This window comes from Haloarcula sp. JP-L23, assembly GCF_011602445.1.
Taxonomy (GTDB): domain Archaea; phylum Halobacteriota; class Halobacteria; order Halobacteriales; family Haloarculaceae; genus Haloarcula; species Haloarcula pellucida.
The window spans coordinates 120,639-139,334 of record NZ_CP050014.1 but is presented as its reverse complement, the minus strand read 5'-3'; the positions used below and the strand labels follow the sequence as shown (position 1 = coordinate 139,334).

20 protein-coding genes are annotated in these 18,696 nt (G+C 67.4%); 13 read left to right on the top strand and 7 right to left on the bottom strand.

Annotated features, from left to right (window positions below):
* Positions 1–94 precede the first annotated feature (94 nt).
* Positions 95–235 carry a hypothetical protein gene (locus G9465_RS00655; protein WP_166966569.1) on the top strand — a complete coding sequence of 47 codons (141 nt, stop codon included), beginning with the start codon at positions 95–97 and terminating at the stop codon, positions 233–235.
* On the opposite strand, the gene thiL is transcribed toward G9465_RS00655, so the two are convergent.
* Positions 232–1,098 carry a thiamine-phosphate kinase gene (thiL, locus tag G9465_RS00650; protein WP_166966567.1) on the bottom strand — a complete coding sequence of 289 codons (867 nt, stop codon included), beginning with the start codon at positions 1,096–1,098 and terminating at the stop codon, positions 232–234. The two genes, G9465_RS00655 and thiL, sit on opposite strands and share 4 nt — an antisense overlap.
* Positions 1,099–1,195: 97 nt before the next feature.
* On the opposite strand from thiL, the gene G9465_RS00645 reads away from it, so the two are divergent.
* The 6 genes from G9465_RS00645 to G9465_RS00620 all read left to right on the top strand — a co-directional run bounded on the left by G9465_RS00645 (position 1,196) and on the right by G9465_RS00620 (position 5,809).
* A complete protein-coding gene (locus tag G9465_RS00645) occupies positions 1,196–2,236 on the top strand; it encodes a lysylphosphatidylglycerol synthase transmembrane domain-containing protein (RefSeq protein WP_166966566.1) in 1,041 nt (346 codons plus the stop codon).
* A 62-nt stretch (positions 2,237–2,298) separates the two neighbouring features.
* Positions 2,299–2,760: a 30S ribosomal protein S19e gene (locus tag G9465_RS00640; protein ID WP_166966564.1), complete on the top strand. Its 462-nt coding sequence runs from the start codon at positions 2,299–2,301 to the stop codon at positions 2,758–2,760.
* Between the two features lie 67 nt (positions 2,761–2,827).
* A complete protein-coding gene (locus tag G9465_RS00635) occupies positions 2,828–3,178 on the top strand; it encodes a DNA-binding protein (RefSeq protein ID WP_166966562.1) in 351 nt (116 codons plus the stop codon).
* Entirely contained in the window at positions 3,179–3,778 is a 600-nt protein-coding gene (locus tag G9465_RS00630; RefSeq protein WP_166966560.1) for an alpha hydrolase, read from the top strand.
* A 294-nt stretch (positions 3,779–4,072) separates the two neighbouring features.
* Positions 4,073–5,380 (top strand): histidine--tRNA ligase, encoded by a 1,308-nt coding sequence (hisS, locus tag G9465_RS00625; protein WP_166966558.1) that lies wholly within the window; start codon positions 4,073–4,075, stop codon positions 5,378–5,380.
* Positions 5,381–5,419: 39 nt separating this feature from the next.
* A complete protein-coding gene (locus G9465_RS00620; protein WP_166966556.1) occupies positions 5,420–5,809 on the top strand; it encodes an SHOCT domain-containing protein in 390 nt (129 codons plus the stop codon).
* Here G9465_RS00620 and G9465_RS00615 read toward each other — a convergent pair.
* Positions 5,806–6,312 carry a GNAT family N-acetyltransferase gene (locus tag G9465_RS00615; RefSeq protein ID WP_166966554.1) on the bottom strand — a complete coding sequence of 169 codons (507 nt, stop codon included), beginning with the start codon at positions 6,310–6,312 and terminating at the stop codon, positions 5,806–5,808. The two genes, G9465_RS00620 and G9465_RS00615, sit on opposite strands and share 4 nt — an antisense overlap.
* 97 nt (positions 6,313–6,409) lie before the next feature.
* Here G9465_RS00615 and truA point away from each other — a divergent pair, with 97 nt between their 5' ends.
* The 3 genes from truA (at position 6,410) to G9465_RS00600 (ending at position 10,384) form a co-directional block, all read left to right on the top strand.
* A complete protein-coding gene (gene truA, locus G9465_RS00610) occupies positions 6,410–7,213 on the top strand; it encodes a tRNA pseudouridine(38-40) synthase TruA (RefSeq protein WP_166966552.1) in 804 nt (267 codons plus the stop codon).
* A 40-nt stretch (positions 7,214–7,253) separates the two neighbouring features.
* Complete coding sequence (gene pepF / locus G9465_RS00605; RefSeq protein ID WP_166966550.1) at positions 7,254–9,044, top strand: oligoendopeptidase F; 1,791 nt, start codon at positions 7,254–7,256, stop codon at positions 9,042–9,044.
* A 119-nt stretch (positions 9,045–9,163) separates the two neighbouring features.
* The gene (locus G9465_RS00600) at positions 9,164–10,384 is read left to right on the top strand and encodes a proteasome-activating nucleotidase (RefSeq protein WP_166966548.1); all 1,221 of its coding nucleotides are present in this window, start codon (positions 9,164–9,166) and stop codon (positions 10,382–10,384) included.
* A gap of 69 nt (positions 10,385–10,453) precedes the next feature.
* Here the strand turns inward: G9465_RS00600 and G9465_RS00595 are convergent, their stop codons facing one another.
* Positions 10,454–11,956: a hypothetical protein gene (locus tag G9465_RS00595; protein ID WP_166966546.1), complete on the bottom strand. Its 1,503-nt coding sequence runs from the start codon at positions 11,954–11,956 to the stop codon at positions 10,454–10,456.
* 106 nt (positions 11,957–12,062) lie between these two features.
* Here G9465_RS00595 and G9465_RS00590 point away from each other — a divergent pair, with 106 nt between their 5' ends.
* Entirely contained in the window at positions 12,063–13,277 is a 1,215-nt protein-coding gene (locus G9465_RS00590) for a PQQ-binding-like beta-propeller repeat protein (RefSeq protein ID WP_166966544.1), read from the top strand.
* 127 nt (positions 13,278–13,404) lie between these two features.
* On the opposite strand, the gene G9465_RS00585 is transcribed toward G9465_RS00590, so the two are convergent.
* Entirely contained in the window at positions 13,405–14,808 is a 1,404-nt protein-coding gene (locus tag G9465_RS00585; RefSeq protein ID WP_166966542.1) for an MBL fold metallo-hydrolase, read from the bottom strand.
* Between the two features lie 198 nt (positions 14,809–15,006).
* Between G9465_RS00585 and G9465_RS00580 the strand changes: the two genes are divergently transcribed.
* Positions 15,007–15,477, top strand: coding sequence for a pyruvoyl-dependent arginine decarboxylase (locus G9465_RS00580; RefSeq protein ID WP_166966540.1), 471 nt, complete (start codon positions 15,007–15,009; stop codon positions 15,475–15,477).
* 75 nt (positions 15,478–15,552) lie between these two features.
* Positions 15,553–15,906 carry a DUF5811 family protein gene (locus tag G9465_RS00575; RefSeq protein ID WP_166966538.1) on the top strand — a complete coding sequence of 118 codons (354 nt, stop codon included), beginning with the start codon at positions 15,553–15,555 and terminating at the stop codon, positions 15,904–15,906.
* A 4-nt stretch (positions 15,907–15,910) separates the two neighbouring features.
* Here the strand turns inward: G9465_RS00575 and G9465_RS00570 are convergent, their stop codons facing one another.
* The 3 genes from G9465_RS00570 to G9465_RS00560 all read right to left on the bottom strand — a co-directional run bounded on the left by G9465_RS00570 (position 15,911) and on the right by G9465_RS00560 (position 18,695).
* Positions 15,911–16,111 carry a hypothetical protein gene (locus G9465_RS00570; protein ID WP_166966536.1) on the bottom strand — a complete coding sequence of 67 codons (201 nt, stop codon included), beginning with the start codon at positions 16,109–16,111 and terminating at the stop codon, positions 15,911–15,913.
* Between the two features lie 171 nt (positions 16,112–16,282).
* Positions 16,283–18,088 carry a translation initiation factor IF-2 gene (gene infB, locus G9465_RS00565; protein ID WP_166966534.1) on the bottom strand — a complete coding sequence of 602 codons (1,806 nt, stop codon included), beginning with the start codon at positions 18,086–18,088 and terminating at the stop codon, positions 16,283–16,285.
* A gap of 82 nt (positions 18,089–18,170) precedes the next feature.
* Entirely contained in the window at positions 18,171–18,695 is a 525-nt protein-coding gene (locus G9465_RS00560) for a plastocyanin/azurin family copper-binding protein (RefSeq protein ID WP_166966532.1), read from the bottom strand.
* Between the last annotated feature and the right edge of the window lies 1 nt (position 18,696).

The following is an 18,696-nucleotide window of genomic DNA, read 5'->3' as shown; positions in this document are numbered from 1 at the left end:
CGGAGACAGCGACGTGAAGGACATAACGGTATGCTAAGCGGACACAACGGTCGGCGGTTTATACGGAGCCCCAGCCCGTAGCCGGGACTGGCGTATGAGCTCTCACCGCTGTGGCACCCCCGCTGACGATCCGAGTACCGACAGCGAGGCGGCCGAACTAACCCACGAAGAGCGTGCGACCGCCGCCGCCAGAGCCGTCGAACAGGTCGCGACGGCGCTGGCTGCCGACCGCTAGTGCGAGTAGCCCCGGTCCGGTAGCGAGGTGCCGTCAAGCGTCACGGCCCCGTCGGTGACGGTGCCGATACGGTGTAGCGGACAGGGCACGGCCTCGCGCGCGACCGCGAGGTCGGCCTCTGGCACCGTACACACCAGTTCGAAGTCCTCGCCGAAGAACACGCCCAGTTCGCGGCGTTCTTCGGCGTCGTCGGCCACCGCGTCGACCGCGTCGTCTATCGGGAGCGGCCCCGAGAGGTCCGCCCCGCAGTCGCTCGCCGCACAGAGCTGGTGGACCGACCGTGCGAGACCGTCGCTCGAATCCATCATCGCCGTCGCATACTTCCGGAGCGCGACGCCCGCACGCACGCGGGGTTCGAACCGAAACAGGTCGTTGGCCCGTTCGACCTCGCCACGTTCGAACAGCCACACGGCGGCGCCCGACCGACCCAGCGTCCCGGTGACACACAGGGCGTCGCCCGGGGACGCGCCCGACCGGAAGACCGGGTCGTCGGTGTCGCCGAGCGCCGTCGTCGCCACGGTGAACTCGTCGTGGCCGTCCAGGTCGCCGCCGACGTACTCGGCACCGACCGCCTCGCAGACGTCCGCGGCCCCGTCGACGAACGCCGTCAGTTCGTCAGCGTCGAACTCGGGTGACGCGTAGACGGCCACCGCCGCCGTCGCCTCGGCACCCATCGATGCGACGTCCGACAGCGACGCGCCGACGGCCCGCCACCCGGCGGTGTAGCGGGTCGTCCCCCCGGGGAAGTCCGTCCGTTCGTGGAGCATATCGGTGGTGACGACCTGTCCGTCGACGACGGCACAGTCGTCGCCCGCGGCCGGAAGCCGGTCGCCGATGAGCGCGAGAGCGGCCTGCTCGTCCATACGTGGGGTGTCGTGGTCGGGGGGCAAAACGCACGGGGATGTCGGACCGTCGCTACCGGTCGGTACGTTGAAAGCCGAGACGTGCGACGAACCCCCTATGGACGGCAACCGGTGGGCGACGATTGCTGGGTTTGCGGGGGCGCTGCTCGTCCTCAGCGTCCTCGTCTGGGTCGTCGGCGTCGACCGGACGCTGGCCGCGCTCCTCATGGCCGACCCCGGGGCGCTGGCCGTCGTCGTCGGTATCGCCGCCGTCTGGCTGACGTCCTGGGGACTGGCGCTCTGGGCAGTCCTCCGGGCGCTCGGGTCCGAGGTACCCGCCCACACTGCCATACTCGTCTACGCGGCGGCCGTCTTCTCGAACAACGTCACGCCGTTCGGACAGGCCGGCGGCGAACCGCTCTCGGCGCTGCTCATCGCCTCGGCGGCCGACAGCGAGTACGAGACGGGGTTGGCCGCCATCGCCAGCGTCGACACCGTCCACTTCGTCCCCTCCGTCGGTTACGCCATCGTCGGGTTCACCTTCGTCGCTGCCGGCGCCGTGCGACTCGGTCGGAATCTCGTGTTCGCCGCCGTCGCCGTCGCCGTCCTCGCCGTCGGATTGCCCGTCGCGGCCTACATGGGGTGGCGCTACCGCTACGAACTCGAAGCCGCCGTCGTCAACCTGTTCACGCCGCTGGTCAAACTGTTCGGCCGGATGGTGCCCCGTCGCTCGCCGCCGACGGCGGCGGTCATCGAGACGCGCATCGAGAGCTTCTTCGCGGCCATCGACCGCATCGCCACCGACCGGGAGACGCTGCTCCAGACGCTCGGTTTCTCCGCGCTCGGGTGGGCGTGTCTGGCCGCGTCGCTGTGGACGTCGCTGTACGCCGTCGGCCACACCGTCCCGGTGGCGACGGTGTTGCTCGTCGTGCCCGTCGGGAGCATCGCGAGCATGGTCCCGCTCCCCGGCGGGTCCGGAGCCATCGAGACGGTACTGGTGACGCTGTTGGTCTCGACGGTGCCGCCGCTCTCCGGTCCGGCGGCGGCGTCGGCAGTCCTCATCCACCGCGGTGCGACGTATCTCCTCCCGACGCTCGTCGGTGCTGGCGTCGCGAGCGCCCTCGGTGCGGACCGCGTGGCGGCCAGCGCGGGGGAGTGAACCGTTCACGCCCGGAGGCGCGAACGATGCGCTTAAATGACGCCGACGGAAAGCAAGTGCCAATGACGACACTCTACGACGCGCCCGCCGAGGACCTCATCGAGGCCCTCACCGAGAAGCTCGAAGACGAGGACGACATCGAGGCCCCCGAGTGGGTGGCCGTCGCCAAGACCGGCGTCGACCGCGAACTGCCGCCCGAACAGGAGGACTTCTGGGCACGCCGCGCCGCCAGCCTCCTCCGGAAGGTCGCCGTCGACGGCCCCGTCGGCGTCAACAGCCTCCGCTCTGAGTACGGCACCTCGAAGCAGGGCACCACGCGCTACCGCGTCCGACCCCACCAGAAGTCGAAGGGCTCGGGCAACATCATCCGCACCGCGCTCCAGCAACTCGAAGACGCTGGCTACGTCGAGACCAGCGAGAACGACGGCCGCCGCGTCACCGGTGACGGGCAGGCGCTGCTGGACGACACGGCCGGCGAGGTCATCCAGGACCTCGACCGTCCGGAACTCGAACGCTACGCGTAGACGCCGCTCTCTCCTGTTTGGCGGTCCGAAATCGTTTTCCGGCAGTCGCCGGTAGTTTCTGGTACTCATGAGTGGTGACCCCAGCGAGGAAGAGCTAGAGGAACTCCGCAAGAAGAAGATGGAACAGCTCAAAGAACAACAGCAGGGCGAGGGCGACGCCGAGGCCCAGCAGGCCGCCCAAGAGCAGGCCGAAGCCCAGAAGAAGGCGCTGTTGCGCCAGCACCTCACCGACGGCGCGCGAAAACGGCTCAACACCGTCAAGATGTCGAAGCCACAGGTCGGCGAACAGGTCGAACAGCAGGTGGTCGCGCTCGCCCGGAGCGGTCGCATTCAGGACCAGATTGACGAAGAGCAGATGAAGGAACTCCTCTCGGAACTCACGCCCGACTCGAAGAGCTTCGACATCAAGCGCCGGTAGATGCACTGTGGACTGCTGTACAGCGCCGGCAAGGACTCGACGCTGGCGGCGTTGCTTCTCGACCCGTTTTACGACGTGACGCTGGTCAGCGGTACGTTCGGCGTCGTCGACCCGGACCCGGCCCGTGAGTCGGCCGCGGCGGTCGGGTTCGCCCACGAGACGGTCGAACTGGACCCCGACGTGGCCCACGCCGCCGTCGACCGGATGTACGAGGACGGCTACCCGCGCAACGGCATCCAGCAGGTCCACGAACACGCCGTCGAACGGGTGGCCGACGGGGCGTGGACCGACTCGCTCGACGCCGTCGCAGACGGCACGCGCCGGGACGACCGGGTGCCGACCGTCGACCGACCGCTGGCCCAGAGCGTCGAGGACCGGTTCGACGTGGACTACCTCGCACCGCTCGCCGGCGTCGGCCGCGGCGCCATCGACGCGATGGCCGCCCAGTCGCTCGACGTGGAGTCCGGACCGAGCGCACAGATACCGAAAGCCGACTACGAGGTGGAGTTGCGGGCGCTGTTGGCCGAGGCGTACGGCGACTCCGCCGTCGACGACGTGTTTCCCGACCACACGCAGTCGCGGGTCGTCGGGTTGCGGTGAGTGTGTGTCGATTTGTGAACGACGCACGCTGAGTGCCGGACAGCCCCCGCTCGTTCGGTCCCACCCGGTTGCACAACCGGCAGGGCGGGACTGTAAGGGGCGACCGGTTACGCGAACCCCGACGACGCACGGACCACAGGAAGCATCGCGACCGAGGACCGCAGCGAGGCGCGGGCGTGTAACCGGCCGGGGCTTTCTGGCTGTTCTGTCCGGTCTTGGCACCGTTCTCTTTCACGGTCCTCTTCCTAGCCCAGAACGGACAGGTTCAAACGCGTCCTGCCTGTACGCGGGTGTATGTATGACCGCGTCAAGGGTTTTCGCGACTTCTATCCCGAGGAGATGGCGGCGCGCCGGTGGGCCATGGACACCATCGAGGACGTGGCAACGCGCTACGGCTTCCGGGAAATCGGGACGCCCGCGCTCGAACCCACCCAGATGTACACGGACAAGAGCGGCGAGGAGATCGTCGAGGAACTGTACAGCTTCGAGGACAAGGGCGGCCGTAGCGTCGCGCTGACCCCGGAGCTGACCCCGACCGTCGCCCGGATGTTCGTCGAGAAACAACAGGCTCTCTCGAAGCCGGTCAAGTGGGTCTCGACACGCCCGTTCTGGCGCTACGAACAGGTCCAGCAGGGCCGCTTCCGCGAGTTCTACCAGACCAACGTCGACATCTTCGGCTCCTCGGACCCCGCCGCCGACGCCGAAGTGCTGGCCGTCGCCGTCGACATGCTCACCGACCTCGGCCTGACCAGCGAGGACTTCGAGATTCGCGTCTCCCACCGCGACATCCTCGCCGGCCTACTCGACGCCTTCGACGCCGAAGTGGACACCCGCGAGGCCATCCGCGCCGTCGACAAGCGGTCGAAAGTCGACCGCGAGGCGTACCTCGATGCGCTCGTCGAGGCCGGCCTGAGCTACGGGCAGGCCGACTCCTTCGACGAGATGCTCCAGAGCGGCGAGGACGAACTGGACTCGCTGGCCGACATCACCGGCTCCGAAGCCGTCGCCGAGGCCACCCAGAACCTGCGGGCCGTCCTCGACGCCGCGGCGGACTTCGGAGTGCGAGACCACCTCACGCTGTCGCTGACGACCGCCCGCGGACTGGACTACTACACGGGCGTCGTCTTCGAGTGTTTCGACTCGACCGGCGAAGTCTCCCGGTCGGTGTTCGGCGGCGGCCGCTACGACGACCTCATCGAGGGGTTCGGCGGCCAACCGACGCCCGCCGTCGGGTTCGCGCCTGGTCACGCGACGCTGCAACTCCTCTGTCAGCGGGCCGGCGTCTGGCCCGAGGAAGGGCTGTCGACGGACTACTACGTCCTGCAGGTGGGCGAGACGCGGGCGACGGCCGCCCGCATCGCCCGTGACCTGCGCGAGAAGGGTCACGTCGTCGAGACGGACGTCGCTGACCGCTCGTTCGGCGCACAGATGGGGTACGCCGACGGCATCAACGCCGAGACGGTGGTCATCGTCGGCGAGCAGGACCTCGAAAACGACGAGGTGACGCTCAAAGAGATGGACGAAGGCGAGCAGATTTCGGTCCCCGTCGACGACTTCCCCGGCAACCACGACCGGCCCACCTTCCAGGACTTCGCGGAGTGACGGCCTAGTTTTTAGTCGGTTCGGGCGCGGTATTCCCGTATGCCGCCGACCCTCCCACAGAAGAAGTTCGCTGGCGTCGTCGCCGTCCTGACGTTCGGGCTGACGGCGCTGTTCCCGATTGCCGGGTTCCCGAAGTTGGCCGCAGCGACGGCCATCCTCGGATTTCTCGTCGTGTTGCCGCTCGTCGGTATCCTCGGCGCCGACTTCCCGCTCGTCGAGGAACCGGTCGACGAGAGCGACGCGACCAGTCAGGCCCGTTCGTCCGAACCCGAGCCAACCGAATCGCCGATAGAACGGCTCCGCGACCGCTACGCTCGCGGGGAGGTTTCTGACGAGGAGTTCGAGCGACGGCTCGAACGCCTGCTGGAGACGGAAGACCTCGCGGCGACAGTGGTCGACGACCGGGCGGAGGAACCCGAACTGACCTAGAGCGGGCGTTCCATCTCGTGTTCGGCCCGGTCGCGCAGGCGGGTCTCGAACCCGACCTTGTCGTACAGTTTCATCGCGACGTGGTTGGTCCGTGAGACGGCCAGCCAGACGTGGTCTAGGCCGTTCTCCTGTCCGTAGCCGAGCAGTACCTCGATGAGTCGGGTGCCGATGCCCGCCGACTGGTACTCCGGATGGACGAAGATGGCCAGTTCCGAGGAGTCCCGTGACGGGACGAGGACGGCGTGGCCGACGGCGTCCCCGCCGTGCCAGACGACGACGTTCAGCCCTTCGTCGAGCAGCGTCTCGACCCATTCGCGTATCTGTGTCTCCCCTCGCGGCGGGACCCCCTGTGCGCGGGAATCTGCGTCGAACTGTGTGTACATCGCCACCAGCGGGTCCGGCCCGTCAGCGTACGCCTCTATGTCCACCGTCCGACCGTTCTGGTCGGTGAACGTGACCGGCGGACGCGGGAACTGACGGATCTCTTCGGCGGACGGAGCCATTATGCTCGGCCTATGGCGTGGACGGTCCTAAACCCGTCTATCGTTCCCAGCGACCGGGAGTCGGGCCGCACAAGTGCTTGCTCGACGAAACCCACCCATGCGCGCGTATCGGGTCGCCTACGACGGCCGGCCGTACAACGGGTTCCAGCGCCAACCCGACGTGCCCACCGTCGAGGACGAACTGCTGGACGCGCTGGACCGACTCGGCGTCCGCGAACGAAGCGCAGGGCCACCCGTGGGGTACGCGGCAGCGGGTCGGACCGATGCCGGCGTCTCCGCCGTCGCACAGACCGTCGCCTTCGAGGCCCCCGGCTGGCTCTCCCCGGCGGCGTTCAACAGCGAACTGCCGGCGAGCGTCCGCGCGTGGGCCAGCGCCGACGTGCCCGAGGGCTTCCACGCGACCCACGACGCAAGCGAACGGTCCTACACCTATCACCTCTACGCGCCCGGGGCCGACGACGGGCGGGCACGGGACGCGCTCGACGCGCTCTGTGGCGCTCACGATTTCCACAACCTCACGCCGGACGACGAGGGGACCGTCAGGACCCTCGACGGCGACCTCGCCCGCGACGGCGACTACCTCGTCTTCGAACTCCGAGCGGGTGGCTTCTGCCGGCAGTTGGTCCGGCGGGTCGTCGGCCTCGTCGCGGCCGTCGCTCGTGGCGACGCACCGTCGTCGAAGGTCGACCGCGTCCTGAGCGACGATCCGCTATCGGGGCCAGAGGGCGTCGCCCCGGCACCGGCGTATCCGCTCGTCCTGACCGACGTGACGTATCCGGCCGTCTCGTTCGCGCCCGACCCCGACGCGCGGTCCAGCGCCCGCGAGGTGTTCGCCGACCTGCGGGCCGAGCGCCAGACCGCGGCGAGAATCGCCGGAACCGTCCTCGACGGCCTGCCGTAGCCCGGAAAGGCTTACTTCGGCGCCTCGCTTAGGCCGGGTCATGAGTTCGGTACCCGCACGCAGCGACATCGACGAGAGCTACAAGTGGGACCTCGAATCCCTCTTTGCGACCGACGAGGACTGGGAGGCCGCCTACGAGGAGGCCGAGGCCCTCATCGAGGACCTCGACGCCTACGAGGGGCGGGCGACCGAGGACGCCGCGACCCTGCTGGCGACCTTGGAGACCTACGAAGACCTGATGCGAACCGTCTCGAACGTCGCCTCCTACGCCCGGATGCGCAAGGACGAGGACACGACCGACGACACGTATCAGGCGCTGACCGCACGCTCGCAGTCGCTCTCCTCGGACGCCAGCAGCGCCGCCTCGTTCCTCGAACCGGAACTGCAGGCGTTAGAGTGGGAGGACATCGAGGCGATGATGGCCGACGAACCCGAACTCGACGCCTACGAGCACTACTTCGACGACGTCCTTCGGATGAAAGCGCACACCCGCTCGGCCGAAGTCGAGAACCTGCTGGCCGAACTGGGCGAGGTCACGGGCGCGCCGGGCGAGGTGTACAACATGCTGGCCAACGCCGACATGGAGTTCCCGACCGTCGAGGACCCCGACGGCGACGACCAACCGATCACGCTCAACAACTTCACGACCCTCCAGAAGCACCCCGACCGCGACTTCCGACAGCGGGTGTACGAGGCCTTCTACGACGAGTGGGAAACGGTCCGCAACGCCGTCGGCACCGCCTACAAGAACGCCGTCAAGACCGACGTGAAGATGGCCCGAGCCCGCAACTACGACACCGCCCGCGAGGCCGCGCTGAACGGGCCGAACGTCCCCGTCGAGGTGTACGACACGCTGGTCGACGCCGTCAACGATAACCTCGACACGCTCCACCACCACGCCGAACTGAAACGGGAGGCCATCGGCGCCGACGAGTTGCGGATGTGGGACCTCTACACCCCGCTCGTACAGGAGGAGTCTCCCGAAATCGGGTACGAACAGGCCTGTGAGTACGTCACCGAGGCCGTCGCACCGCTGGGCGAGGACTACCAGTCCCGACTCGCGGAGGGCTTAGAGTCACGGTGGGTCGACGTCTACGAGACGAAACATAAGCAGTCGGGCGCGTACTCCGGCGGCACCTACGACTCCCAGCCGTTCATCCTGATGAACTATCAGGACGACGTGGAGTCGATGTACACGCTGGCCCACGAACTCGGCCACTCGATGCACTCTGAGTACACCAGCGAGGAGCAGCCGTTCGTGTATTCGGGCTACGAGATTTTCGTCGCCGAAGTCGCCTCGACGGTCAACGAGACGCTCCTGACCCACCACCTGCTGGAGACCGTCGAGGACGAACGGCTGCGCCGGCACGTCCTCAACGAGTACCTCGAACGGTTCCGGTCGACGCTGTACCGTCAGACCATGTTCGCGGAGTTCGAGTACCGGACCCACGAGATGGCCGAAGAGGGCGAGCCCCTGACGCCGGACCGGCTCGACGACCTCTACGCCGAGCTGAAGGGCCAGTACTACGAGCCCGCCGAACTGGACGACCGCATCGCCCGCGAGTGGATGCGCATCCCGCACTTCTACCGGGCGTTCTACGTCTACCAGTACGCGACCGGGATTTCGGCCGCGGTCGCGCTGGTCGACGGGATTCTGGAGGAGGGCGAACCGGCCGCCGAGCGCTACGTCGACTTCCTCCGCAGTGGCTCCCGGGAGTACCCGCTTGACCTTCTGCGGGGCGCGGGCGTCGACATGGCCAGCCCCGACCCGGTGAACGCGGCGCTCTCGACGTACGGCGACTACTTAGACGAGTTCGAACGCCTGCTCTAGGGTCGGTCGTCGCCGAACGCGGCGGCGGGTCGGCGACCGCTGGAGCGTATATATACGTTTCACTCAGTATACCACCCAAAGGCACTTTGTGTCTCAACCGTGTAGTACCGGCCAGCCAAATGTCGCGTAGTCCCTCGCTTCCGGAGCGGCCACGGTTGGACCTCGACCCCGACATGACGCCCGAAGAGCGTCTGGAGGCACTCCGGGACCACTTCGAAGACATCGTCCGCGTCAACGAACAACTCACCGACCAACTGAACAGCGCCCGCGACCGTCGGGAGGACCTCACCGACGAGGTCGACCAGCTAGAGCGGGAAAACGAGACGCTGAAGACCTCTTCGCTGTACATCGCTACCGCAGAGGAACTCACCGACGACGGCGTCGTCGTCAAACAGCACGGCAACAACCAAGAGGTTCTGACCGAAGTCTCTCCCTCTATCCGCGACTCGCTCGAGGCCGGCGACCGCGTCGCCATCAACGACTCCTTCTCGGTCAAGGAGATTCTCGACCCCGAGACCGACGCTCGGGCGCAGGCCATGCAGGTCGATGGGTCGCCGGACGTGTCCTACGACGACATCGGCGGCCTCGAAGAGCAGATTCGGGAGGTCCGCGAGGCCGTCGAGGAACCGCTCGTCAACGCCCAGCAGTTCCGGGACGTAGGCATCGAACCGCCCAGCGGCGTCTTGCTCCACGGCCCGCCCGGGACGGGCAAGACGATGCTGGCCAAAGCCGTCGCCAACGAGACCGACGCCACCTTCATCAAGATGGCCGGGTCCGAACTCGTCCGGAAGTTCATCGGCGAGGGCGCGCGACTCGTCCGTGACCTGTTCGAACTGGCCAGCGAGCGCCAGCCGGCCATCATCTTCATCGACGAGATAGACGCCATCGCCGCCAAGCGGACCGAATCGAAGACGAGCGGCGACGCCGAGGTCCAGCGGACGATGATGCAACTGCTCTCGGAGATGGACGGCTTCGACGACCGGGGTGAAATCCGCATCATCGCCGCCACCAACCGCTTCGACATGCTCGACCGCGCCATCCTCCGCCCCGGCCGGTTCGACCGCCTCATCGAGGTGCCCAACCCCGACGTCGCGGGCCGCGAACGCATCCTGGATATTCACACGGAGGACATGAACCTCTCCGAGGACGTCGACCTGCGGGCGATGGCCCGCCAGACGGACGGCCTCTCCGGCGCGGAGCTGGCTTCGATGGCGACCGAAGCCGGGATGTTCGCCATCCGCGACGAACGGACCACGGTCGAACAGCGGGACTTCCGCGACGCACTCGAAAAGATCGATCAGGACGGGGAGACGGGCAGCCAGCCGGTCGCCTTCGCCTGAGCCACTTCGTACTGCGTCGGGTGGCCCGCGGCCACCGGGACGCGAGGCGACTACCACACGTCCGCTTCGTCACTCGTCGCTAGCGCCACGCGAGGCGACGTAGCCCCGTCCGCGGAAGGTGAACCGTCTCGTTTGCTCGTCGTGACCGAGCACGCTGTCGACGACGTGGTCGTCGGTGCGGACGATCACTCGGCTGACGTCGGCCGAGAGGAACGGCAAGGCGTTCCGGAGACCGCGCCCGTCGCCGCCGAACTGGCTGGGTCGCATCACCTGTTCGGCGACGACGCGCTCGCCGCCGGTCTCGGCGTACTGGAGCGTGAACGTCGCGTCGGGCGGGTGCTCGTCGTCGCCGTACCGCTCGCTCGTGACCGTGACCGTCGACCCGTCGCGCTCGGTGGTCACGTCCGCCGTGGGCACCACCGTCGCTGGCTCGCCGACGAGTTCGACCAGCGCGCCGCTCTCCGGTTCGGGGTGGCCGTAGCCGGCGACGACGGCGTACTCGCCGCCGCCGAGATACCCGCGCGTGAGGCCGCCGTGACAGTCCTGTCCAGTGGGGACTGCCTCGCCGTTGAACGCCCGGAGTAGCCACTGTTTCCGACCGCCCGGGGGAAGGTGTCGGCAGTCGGAAGTGTGTAGCCACGGCCCGACGTGGAACCACTCGCCGTCGACGAGTTTGTACAGGTTCCAGTGACCACATTTGAGTCGCTCGTGGCTGTGGTTGACCACCTCGAACTCGACGAGGCCGTCGAGTTCGACGCGCTCGGTCGAGGGTCGGACGAACGCGACGGTGTCGGCGTCGGCCTCGTGGTACCACTGCACGCCGCCGTCGCCGGAGAAATCGGGGAGCGACCGTCCGGCAAAGCGCGACTCGGCCGCCGGACCGGGACTGGCCGTGTCCCAGACGGTCAGCGTCGCCTCGTCGTCGAACTCGTAGGTGCCGGTCGGTCGACCGGACATCTCCGGTGACCCGACCACCTCGTACTCCAGTCGGACCCACTCACCGGGGGCCATCCGGTAGGTCTCGGTCATCCACGGGCCGACGTCCTCGACGCGCCAGTACCCCGTCTCGTCGCGGACGACCTGCGGCACGGTCGCCGCCAGTTCGTTGTTCTCGGTCGGCGCGAGGTGGAGGCTGGCCTCGTGGTCGTAGCCACGCGGTTGTCGGGCGTGGACCCGGCCGACGACGGGCAGCCACTGAATCCGGAAGGTGTTCTCGAAGTCGTTGCCGTTCCTGAGCCACCCCCGGAGCCGGGCCGGATGCTCGGCCGTCGCGGTACGGTCGAACCACAGCGCCACCCGGGCGCGGTCCTCGGTTTCGATGTACGGCGAGAGCGCGTACGTCCGGGGACCGGTCTCCAAATCGACCACGTGTGGTGGTTCCTCGGGGCGGGGTGGCTCGCCGGTCCGCCGGTCCGCTTCGGTGTCCGTCTGTGGCTGTGAGTGAACGGGCGTGTCGGTCGCCGACGGGTCGACCGGGGTGTGTGTCGCATCGCTGCCGCCGTCACCGAACGAACACCCGGCCAGTCCGGTCACGCCGGCCGCGAGCGAGGCGAGGAGGGCGCGTCGTCGCATAGTCTCGGGGTCGTCCCCTCGTAGTAAACGCTTTCTGGAGGGTCAGCCGCGGTTTGAGCGACGGGTCGCCGCGCGATTTAAGCCGCCCCGACCGGTAGCGGGTCGCGTGCACGAGCGCGGCCACACACGACGGGCGTTCCTCGCAGGCGTCGGCACCGCCGTCGCCGGGTCGCTGGCTGGCTGTCAGTCCGGGTTCGACCCGCTCGCCTCCACGTCGCTGGACGAGTTCGCGGCGACGCAGTTCCGAGGGGGGCTCCTGAATCAGGGCTACACCGACCGACCGATTCCGGCGAGCGTCGAGAAAGCGTGGGAACTCCCTACCAACCACGGCGACCACACTGCAGCGAAGGGGAGTCCGGTGCTGGCGCCGACCGGCGACCTCGTCGTCGCCGACGACACCGGCCGGGTGCGGGCCGTCTCGACCGACGGTGAGGTTCGGTGGGCGACGACCATCACGCAGGCCGGCCGCGGGAGCCACGGCACGGCCGCAATCGCCAACGAGACCGCCTACGTCGGAGCGTACGACGGCGCGCTGTCGGCGCTCGATTTGGCGACCGGAAAGCGGCGCTGGCGGACCGACCTCGGCGACGCCATCGGCGCGAGTCCGACCTACTACAACGGCGTGCTGTACGTCGCCGTCGAACACGCTGCCCCCAGCGGCAGCGTCGCGGCCGTCGACGCCGCCACCGGGAGCGTGCAGTGGCGCGACTCCCGGCCAACGAACCACCCCCACTCGACGGTGGCGCTGGACCGCGAGGGCGGCCGCCTGCTGTTCGGGTCGAACGACGGCCACGTCTACGCGTGGTCGTTCCCCGACCTCGAACGCGCGTGGACTCACGACACCGGCGGCGACGTGAAAGCGCCCATCGCCGTCGCCGACGGTCTGGCGATCGTCCCCTCGTGGGCCGGCACCGTCACCGCGCTGGACGTGGAAGACGGCGCCGTCGAGTGGGAGTTCGAGGCCGACGCCGACCTGATGTGTGCGCCGGCCGTCGACAGTGGTACCGTCTACGTCGGCAGTCACGACGACAACCTCTACGCCATCGCGCTGGACAGCGGCGAGGAGCGGTGGCGCTTCGACACCGGCGGGTGGGTCATCGGGAGCGCAGTCGCCACCCCCGACCACGTCCTCGTCGGGTCCTACACCGGTACGCTGTACGCGCTAGAACGGGAGAGCGGTGACGTGGCGTGGGCCGTCGACAACCGCGGCCACGTCACGAGCGCGCCGTTGGTAACCGACGACGCGATATACTACACGGAACGGGCGGTCGACGGCGAGGCCGACCGACCGGGCTATCTGTACAAACTCGTCGCCACCTGAGAAACCGCTGTACGTCCGCCATCTCAGCCTTCGACAACAACCGCAACCATCGCTCAACCGACGTGGACGGGTGCGTTCTGGTGGTCGACAGTGGTCGTGTCCCGAGGAATTGTGGGTTCGAGGATAGCTAATCTGACTCGGCGGTGGCGTCGTGACTCGCCGTCGCCTGTACGTCGGCACCGTCGGCGTGGAACTCGCCGAGCGTGTTGTAGAGGCCGCGTTCGTAGATGTCCGGGTCCTTGCTGATGCCGATGTGTGACCCGATTTTCGCGTCGGCCCAGTACGCGCTGTGGGGGCCCTCGAACAGGCGCATGAGCAGTCGCGGGTCGACGTCCATCTTGACCCACCCGTCGTCGTAGTCGTCGGTGTCGAGGTCCCGCGTGTAGTCGAATCCGCTGCCGTCCATCGACAGTTCCAGACAGACGCCGTCGACCAGCGGAATCAGGACGGTGGTGTCGGTCTCGTAGCCGATGCGGGCGCGTTTCCCTTCCATGTTCTCGTAGGCCAGCGGAACGTACGCCCGAAACTCGTCGACAGTGGGCATCGGGTCTGCCTCGTAGTCGAATTCGCGGGGGGCCAGTTCCTCTTCGATGTACCGCTGTTTCTCCTCGGGGTCCACCGGTTCGAACGGGGCCGACCGTTCGCCCGTCGTCACGTCGATGTACTCTCCGGAGTTGAGGAAGACGCACTCGTGGTCGTCGGCGGTGTTGACCTCGAAGAAGGCCTTCGCGTCCTTCCGTGGCGGGTTGGCGGTGTACTCGTTCAGGTGTGTGAGGTCGCCCGCGAGGACGTACTCGCCCGCGAAGGGCATGTAGTAGGTCGGTTCGAACAGGTCGATGAAGTTCAGTGCGAGTTCGTGTTTCTCCTGGATGACCCGGTCACGCTCGGCTATCTTCTCCTCGTGGTCGTAGTTCGTCACCGCCTGCGGGTAGAACTGCGCGGCGCTGTACTGGTGACACAGCATGTCGACGTCGCCGTAGTCGGCCTTGATCTTCTCGCAACTGGGTTCGGCGATGGGGTAGGGGCAGTCGTTCGTGTTGACGAGCGTCTCCTCGCCGTCGTCGATGACCGCCATCGAGTCCACCTGCGTCGACCCGGTCTGGTCGGCCTCGGTGTCGTACCACGTGCATCCGAAGAAGTTCCCACAGCGCTCGGGGTCACAGCCGTCGGCCGCGAGGACGTTGATGTGGGTGTCCCCGCCGAGGTGGGTCCGCTCGTCGTGCGGGAGTTCCACCGCCTCGAACCCGAGGTCCTCGACGGCCTCCTTGAGGTAGTCCCACCGGTAGTCGTGGATGAGGACCGGAATGTCCGTGTCCATCCGTTCGAGGCTCTCCGGGTGGAAGTGGTCCGGGTGGACGTGGGAGACGTAGATGTAGTCGACGTGGTCGAAGTCTTCCGGTTCGAAATCTGGCTCCGGGTAATGGGCCCACGACCCGTAGTACGCGCCGTCGACGAGCCACGGATCACAGAGCACGTCCACGTCGCCGGTCTCGACCAACACCGCCGCCGATTCCAGATAGGTCACTCGCATGGCGGAGAGGCACGACTGGACCGGTCATTGTTATCACTGTATTGTCCGGAATAACCTCGGGCTATCGCTGTGGAACACCGAATCAACCGGGAGTAAGGTGCGTACAAGACGAGGCTGTCGACGCTCTGTTCGACCAATCCTGTGGTATCGGTGGCTGGAAACGAAACGCCTTACCCGGCGCGTCGTCGATGCAGAGTCATGAGCACGATTCGGGTGGTGTGGGGGACCGCCACCGGGCCGACCGCGCTGTCGTCGTACGACGCGGCGCTGGCCGAGGCGGGCGTCCACAATTACAACCTCGTGACGCTCTCGTCGGTCATCCCCGAGGGACCGGCCATCGAGGTGGTCGAGACCGCACCGGACCTCGGGCCGCCGGGCGAGGCGCTGGAAGTCGTCCAGTCGGCCGCGACGGCGGCCCCGGGCGAACGGGCCGCCGCCGGCGTCGGGTGGGCCCGCAGCGAGGGCGGCCCGGGAATCTTCTACGAGGTGGACGGCACTGACCCCGACGCCGTCCGGACCGAGATTCGAGAGGGCCTCGCCGCCGGGCGTGACCTCCGCGACTGGGACTTCGTCGAGGAGTCGGTCCACGTCGAATCGGTCGCCCCCGAGGAGACGTACGCAAGCGCCGTGGTGCTGGCGACCTACGGCGAGAGTCACCCCGTCGTCTGAACGCCGCGGTATCGGCCGTATCTGACTAGTCACGGGGTTTTTAGTACCCTACCGCCTAAGTGGAGCAGAACGTCCATGTATGGGAATTCGCCGCTCGGTGGCGACACGGAGAAAGTGACGCTCACGCCGGAGCAACGCCAGACGCTTCGCGAGGACCTCGCGGGCGTCGCCGCCCGGACGCGGGAACTACTGCCGGGCGAGTACGTCGTCGGGTCCGAGATAAGCGACGGCCAGACGGGACCACGAGCGACCATCGCCGTCCAGCCACCGGTGGGGTCGGTCGTCAGCGCCGACTACGCACCAGAAGACCCGGAGAGCGCGACTATCACCGACGCAGAACGCGACGACCTCGCACAGGGTATCGCCGCCTCCGCCGCCCTGCAGGTCAAGCAAGTGATGGGCGAGGAGACGACGCCGACGGCGCAGTGACCTTCTAGGCCTCTTTCGTCGAACCGGGCGGGTTGTAAAACAGCGCGTAGCCGATGGACCCGCTGGCCGGCAGCGACCCGGCCGCGAGCGCGGCGACGACGCTGAGGGACGTGAGGACGGCACCGACGGCTGCTAGAAGCATCGAGAGTGCGATACTCGCGAGGACGAGGTCGGCCGTGGACAGCGTGGGGGCGGCACCGAGCATCGTGTCTGTCCGGACACACGCAGGGTAATTAAATATTATTACTAGCGTCGTCGCTGCGGCGGCGCCGCATCGCTCGGAGGCACTTCCCGCAGGTCAGCGTCTCGCTATCGCTCGCGGGTCACTGCGTTCCCCGCTGTGCCTTTTCGAGGAATCTCTGCGCTCGGTTCCGCGCTACTTCCCCCAGAAGGGGTCCCGATTGCGGTGTTTTTCGAGGTACATCGAGAGCGCTTCGCGTTCGTCGACGGAGATGTCTTCGGCGAGTTCCTGTTCGAGAATCTTCGCGTGTTTCTCGGGAATCTCGACCCAGAGGTCGTCGCCTTCCTCGATTTGCCGGCCGACTGTCGGGCCGTCGATGGAGACGGCCATGCGCTCGCCGGTGCGGGCCGAATCGACGTCCTCGCCCTCGTCCTGTATGGTCTTGAGGTGGCCGACCCGTTTGGCCTCGCCGCCGTCCCACTTGACGACGTTGACGTTCCGGCGGAGTTCGCCGGACAGTATCTCGACGCCGACGACGGCCGGGTCGGACTGCCGGAAGGTGTGGTCCTGCAGGATGCGGAACTTCGCAGGGCGCGTGATGTTCTCCAGAATCTGTTCCTGCTGGGCTTCCTCGATGGCGGTGACGTGGTCGTCGTAGCGCTCGACGAGTTGGTAGATGACGTCGTCCTCGAACAGTTCGACGTCCTCCTGTTCGGCGAGGTCACGGGCGTCGTCCAGTACGTCGACGGAGAACGCGAGGATGGCCCGGTGGGTCGGTTCGTTGGCCGTCTCGGCGACCCGGATGTCCCGCGGCGCGACGGCGCCGACTTCCGCGCGCATGATGGGTATCTCCTCCTCGGCGAGCGTACTCGAAATCGCCTCCAGCGACCCGAGCGTGTCGGCCTTGACGACGACGCCTTCCTCCTGTGTCGTTACCTCTATCTCGGCGAGTTCCTCCTCGACTTCGGCGATGACCTCGCTCCGCTCGCGGTTCCGGACGACGCGAATCGGCGCGCCGGCCATGGCGTCGTCTAACTCCGGGGCGGCTATCTTCACGCCGTCGGCGGCCGTGACTTCGTCGACCTGTTCGAACTGCGCCTCCGTCCGAATCTCTTCGAGGGGGCGGGGTCGCAAGAGCGCGCGAACGTCGGTGACGATGGGGCCTTGCAGGCCGCCGACGACGATGGTGTCGTCTGCCCGGATGGTGCCGTCGTAGATGATGGCGTCCAGCGTCGTCCCGAAGCCCTGCGTATCTTTGACTTCGAGGACGGTGCCGACGCCGGGGCCGGAGGTGTCTATCTCCATCTCCTCTTTCATGTAGCGCTGGGAGAGGCCCATCATCACCGTCAGGAGGTCCGGGACGCCCTCGCCCGTCTCCGCGGAGACGGGGACGACGCCGATGTTGGCCTGGAAGTCCTGCACGCGCCAGTACATGTCGGCGGAGAACCCGTTGTCCGAGAGTTCGCCGATGATCTCGTACAGTTTCTGGTTCAGATCGGAGGTCACTCGCTCGGACTGGGCGTCCATCGTCGCCTGCACGGGCATGTTCTCGTTAGGGTTCCAGCCCGGGACGGTGTCTATCTTGTTCGCGGCGACGATGAACGGGGTTTGGGTGCGCTTGAGGATGTCGATGGCCTCCAGCGTCTGCGGCTGGAAGCCGTCGTTGACGTCGACGACGAGGATGGCGATGTCTGCGAGCGCCCCGCCGCGCGAGCGGAGCGTCGAGAAGGAGTGGTGTCCGGGTGTGTCGATGAACAGCAGGCCCGGCAGGTCGAAGTCCGTCGGGTCGACGAGTTCCCCGGCTATCTCCGAGATGACGTCGAGTGGCACCGCAGTGGCACCGATGTGCTGTGTGATTGCGCCCGATTCCCCGGCGGTCACGGCGGACCCGCGGATGCGGTCCAGCAGGCTGGTCTTCCCGTGGTCGACGTGGCCCAGTACTGCGACGATGGGTGTCCGGAGGGTGTGGTCCGTCTCTGTTGTGGCGTCCTGATCAGACATAGATGGCCCCAGAAGTTATCGGAACGAGTCGGTGACAGTAGTTAAGTTCGTCGTCATCGGGCGCACGGGCCGTGAGACGCGCTCACTCGGTGACGGTAAAGGATCCGGTCATGCCGACGCTGCGGTGGGGCGCACAGTAGTATTCGTACTCCCCCGCCGTCTCGAACGTGTACGTGTAGGTGTGACCTTTCTCGAAGGTCTGGCCGGCGTCTCCCGGCGTCCCGGTCCAGTCGCTGCCGTCCGGCGTCGTCGCCGGCTTGACGTTGTGGTTGCTACTGCGCCACTCCCAGAGGACGGTGCTCCCGACCGGGACGGCGAACGTCTCCGGGTCGAAGACGAAGTCTCCGGGACCGACGAGGACTCGCTGGGCCGCATCGACCGGCGTCTCGGTTGCCGTCGGTGTGTCGGTGGGCGTCGCCGTCTGGGTCGGTGTGGGCGTGGCCGTCTCGGTTGCCGTCGGCGACGCCGTCGGTGTGTCGGTCGCCGTCGTCGTGTCCGTCGCGGTCGACTGCGGTGTCTCGCCGCCGCCGTCGCCACCGCACCCGGCGAGCGACCCGGTGACGCCCGCGGCGAGCGCCGCGAGAAACCGCCGTCTACTCTCGGTCATG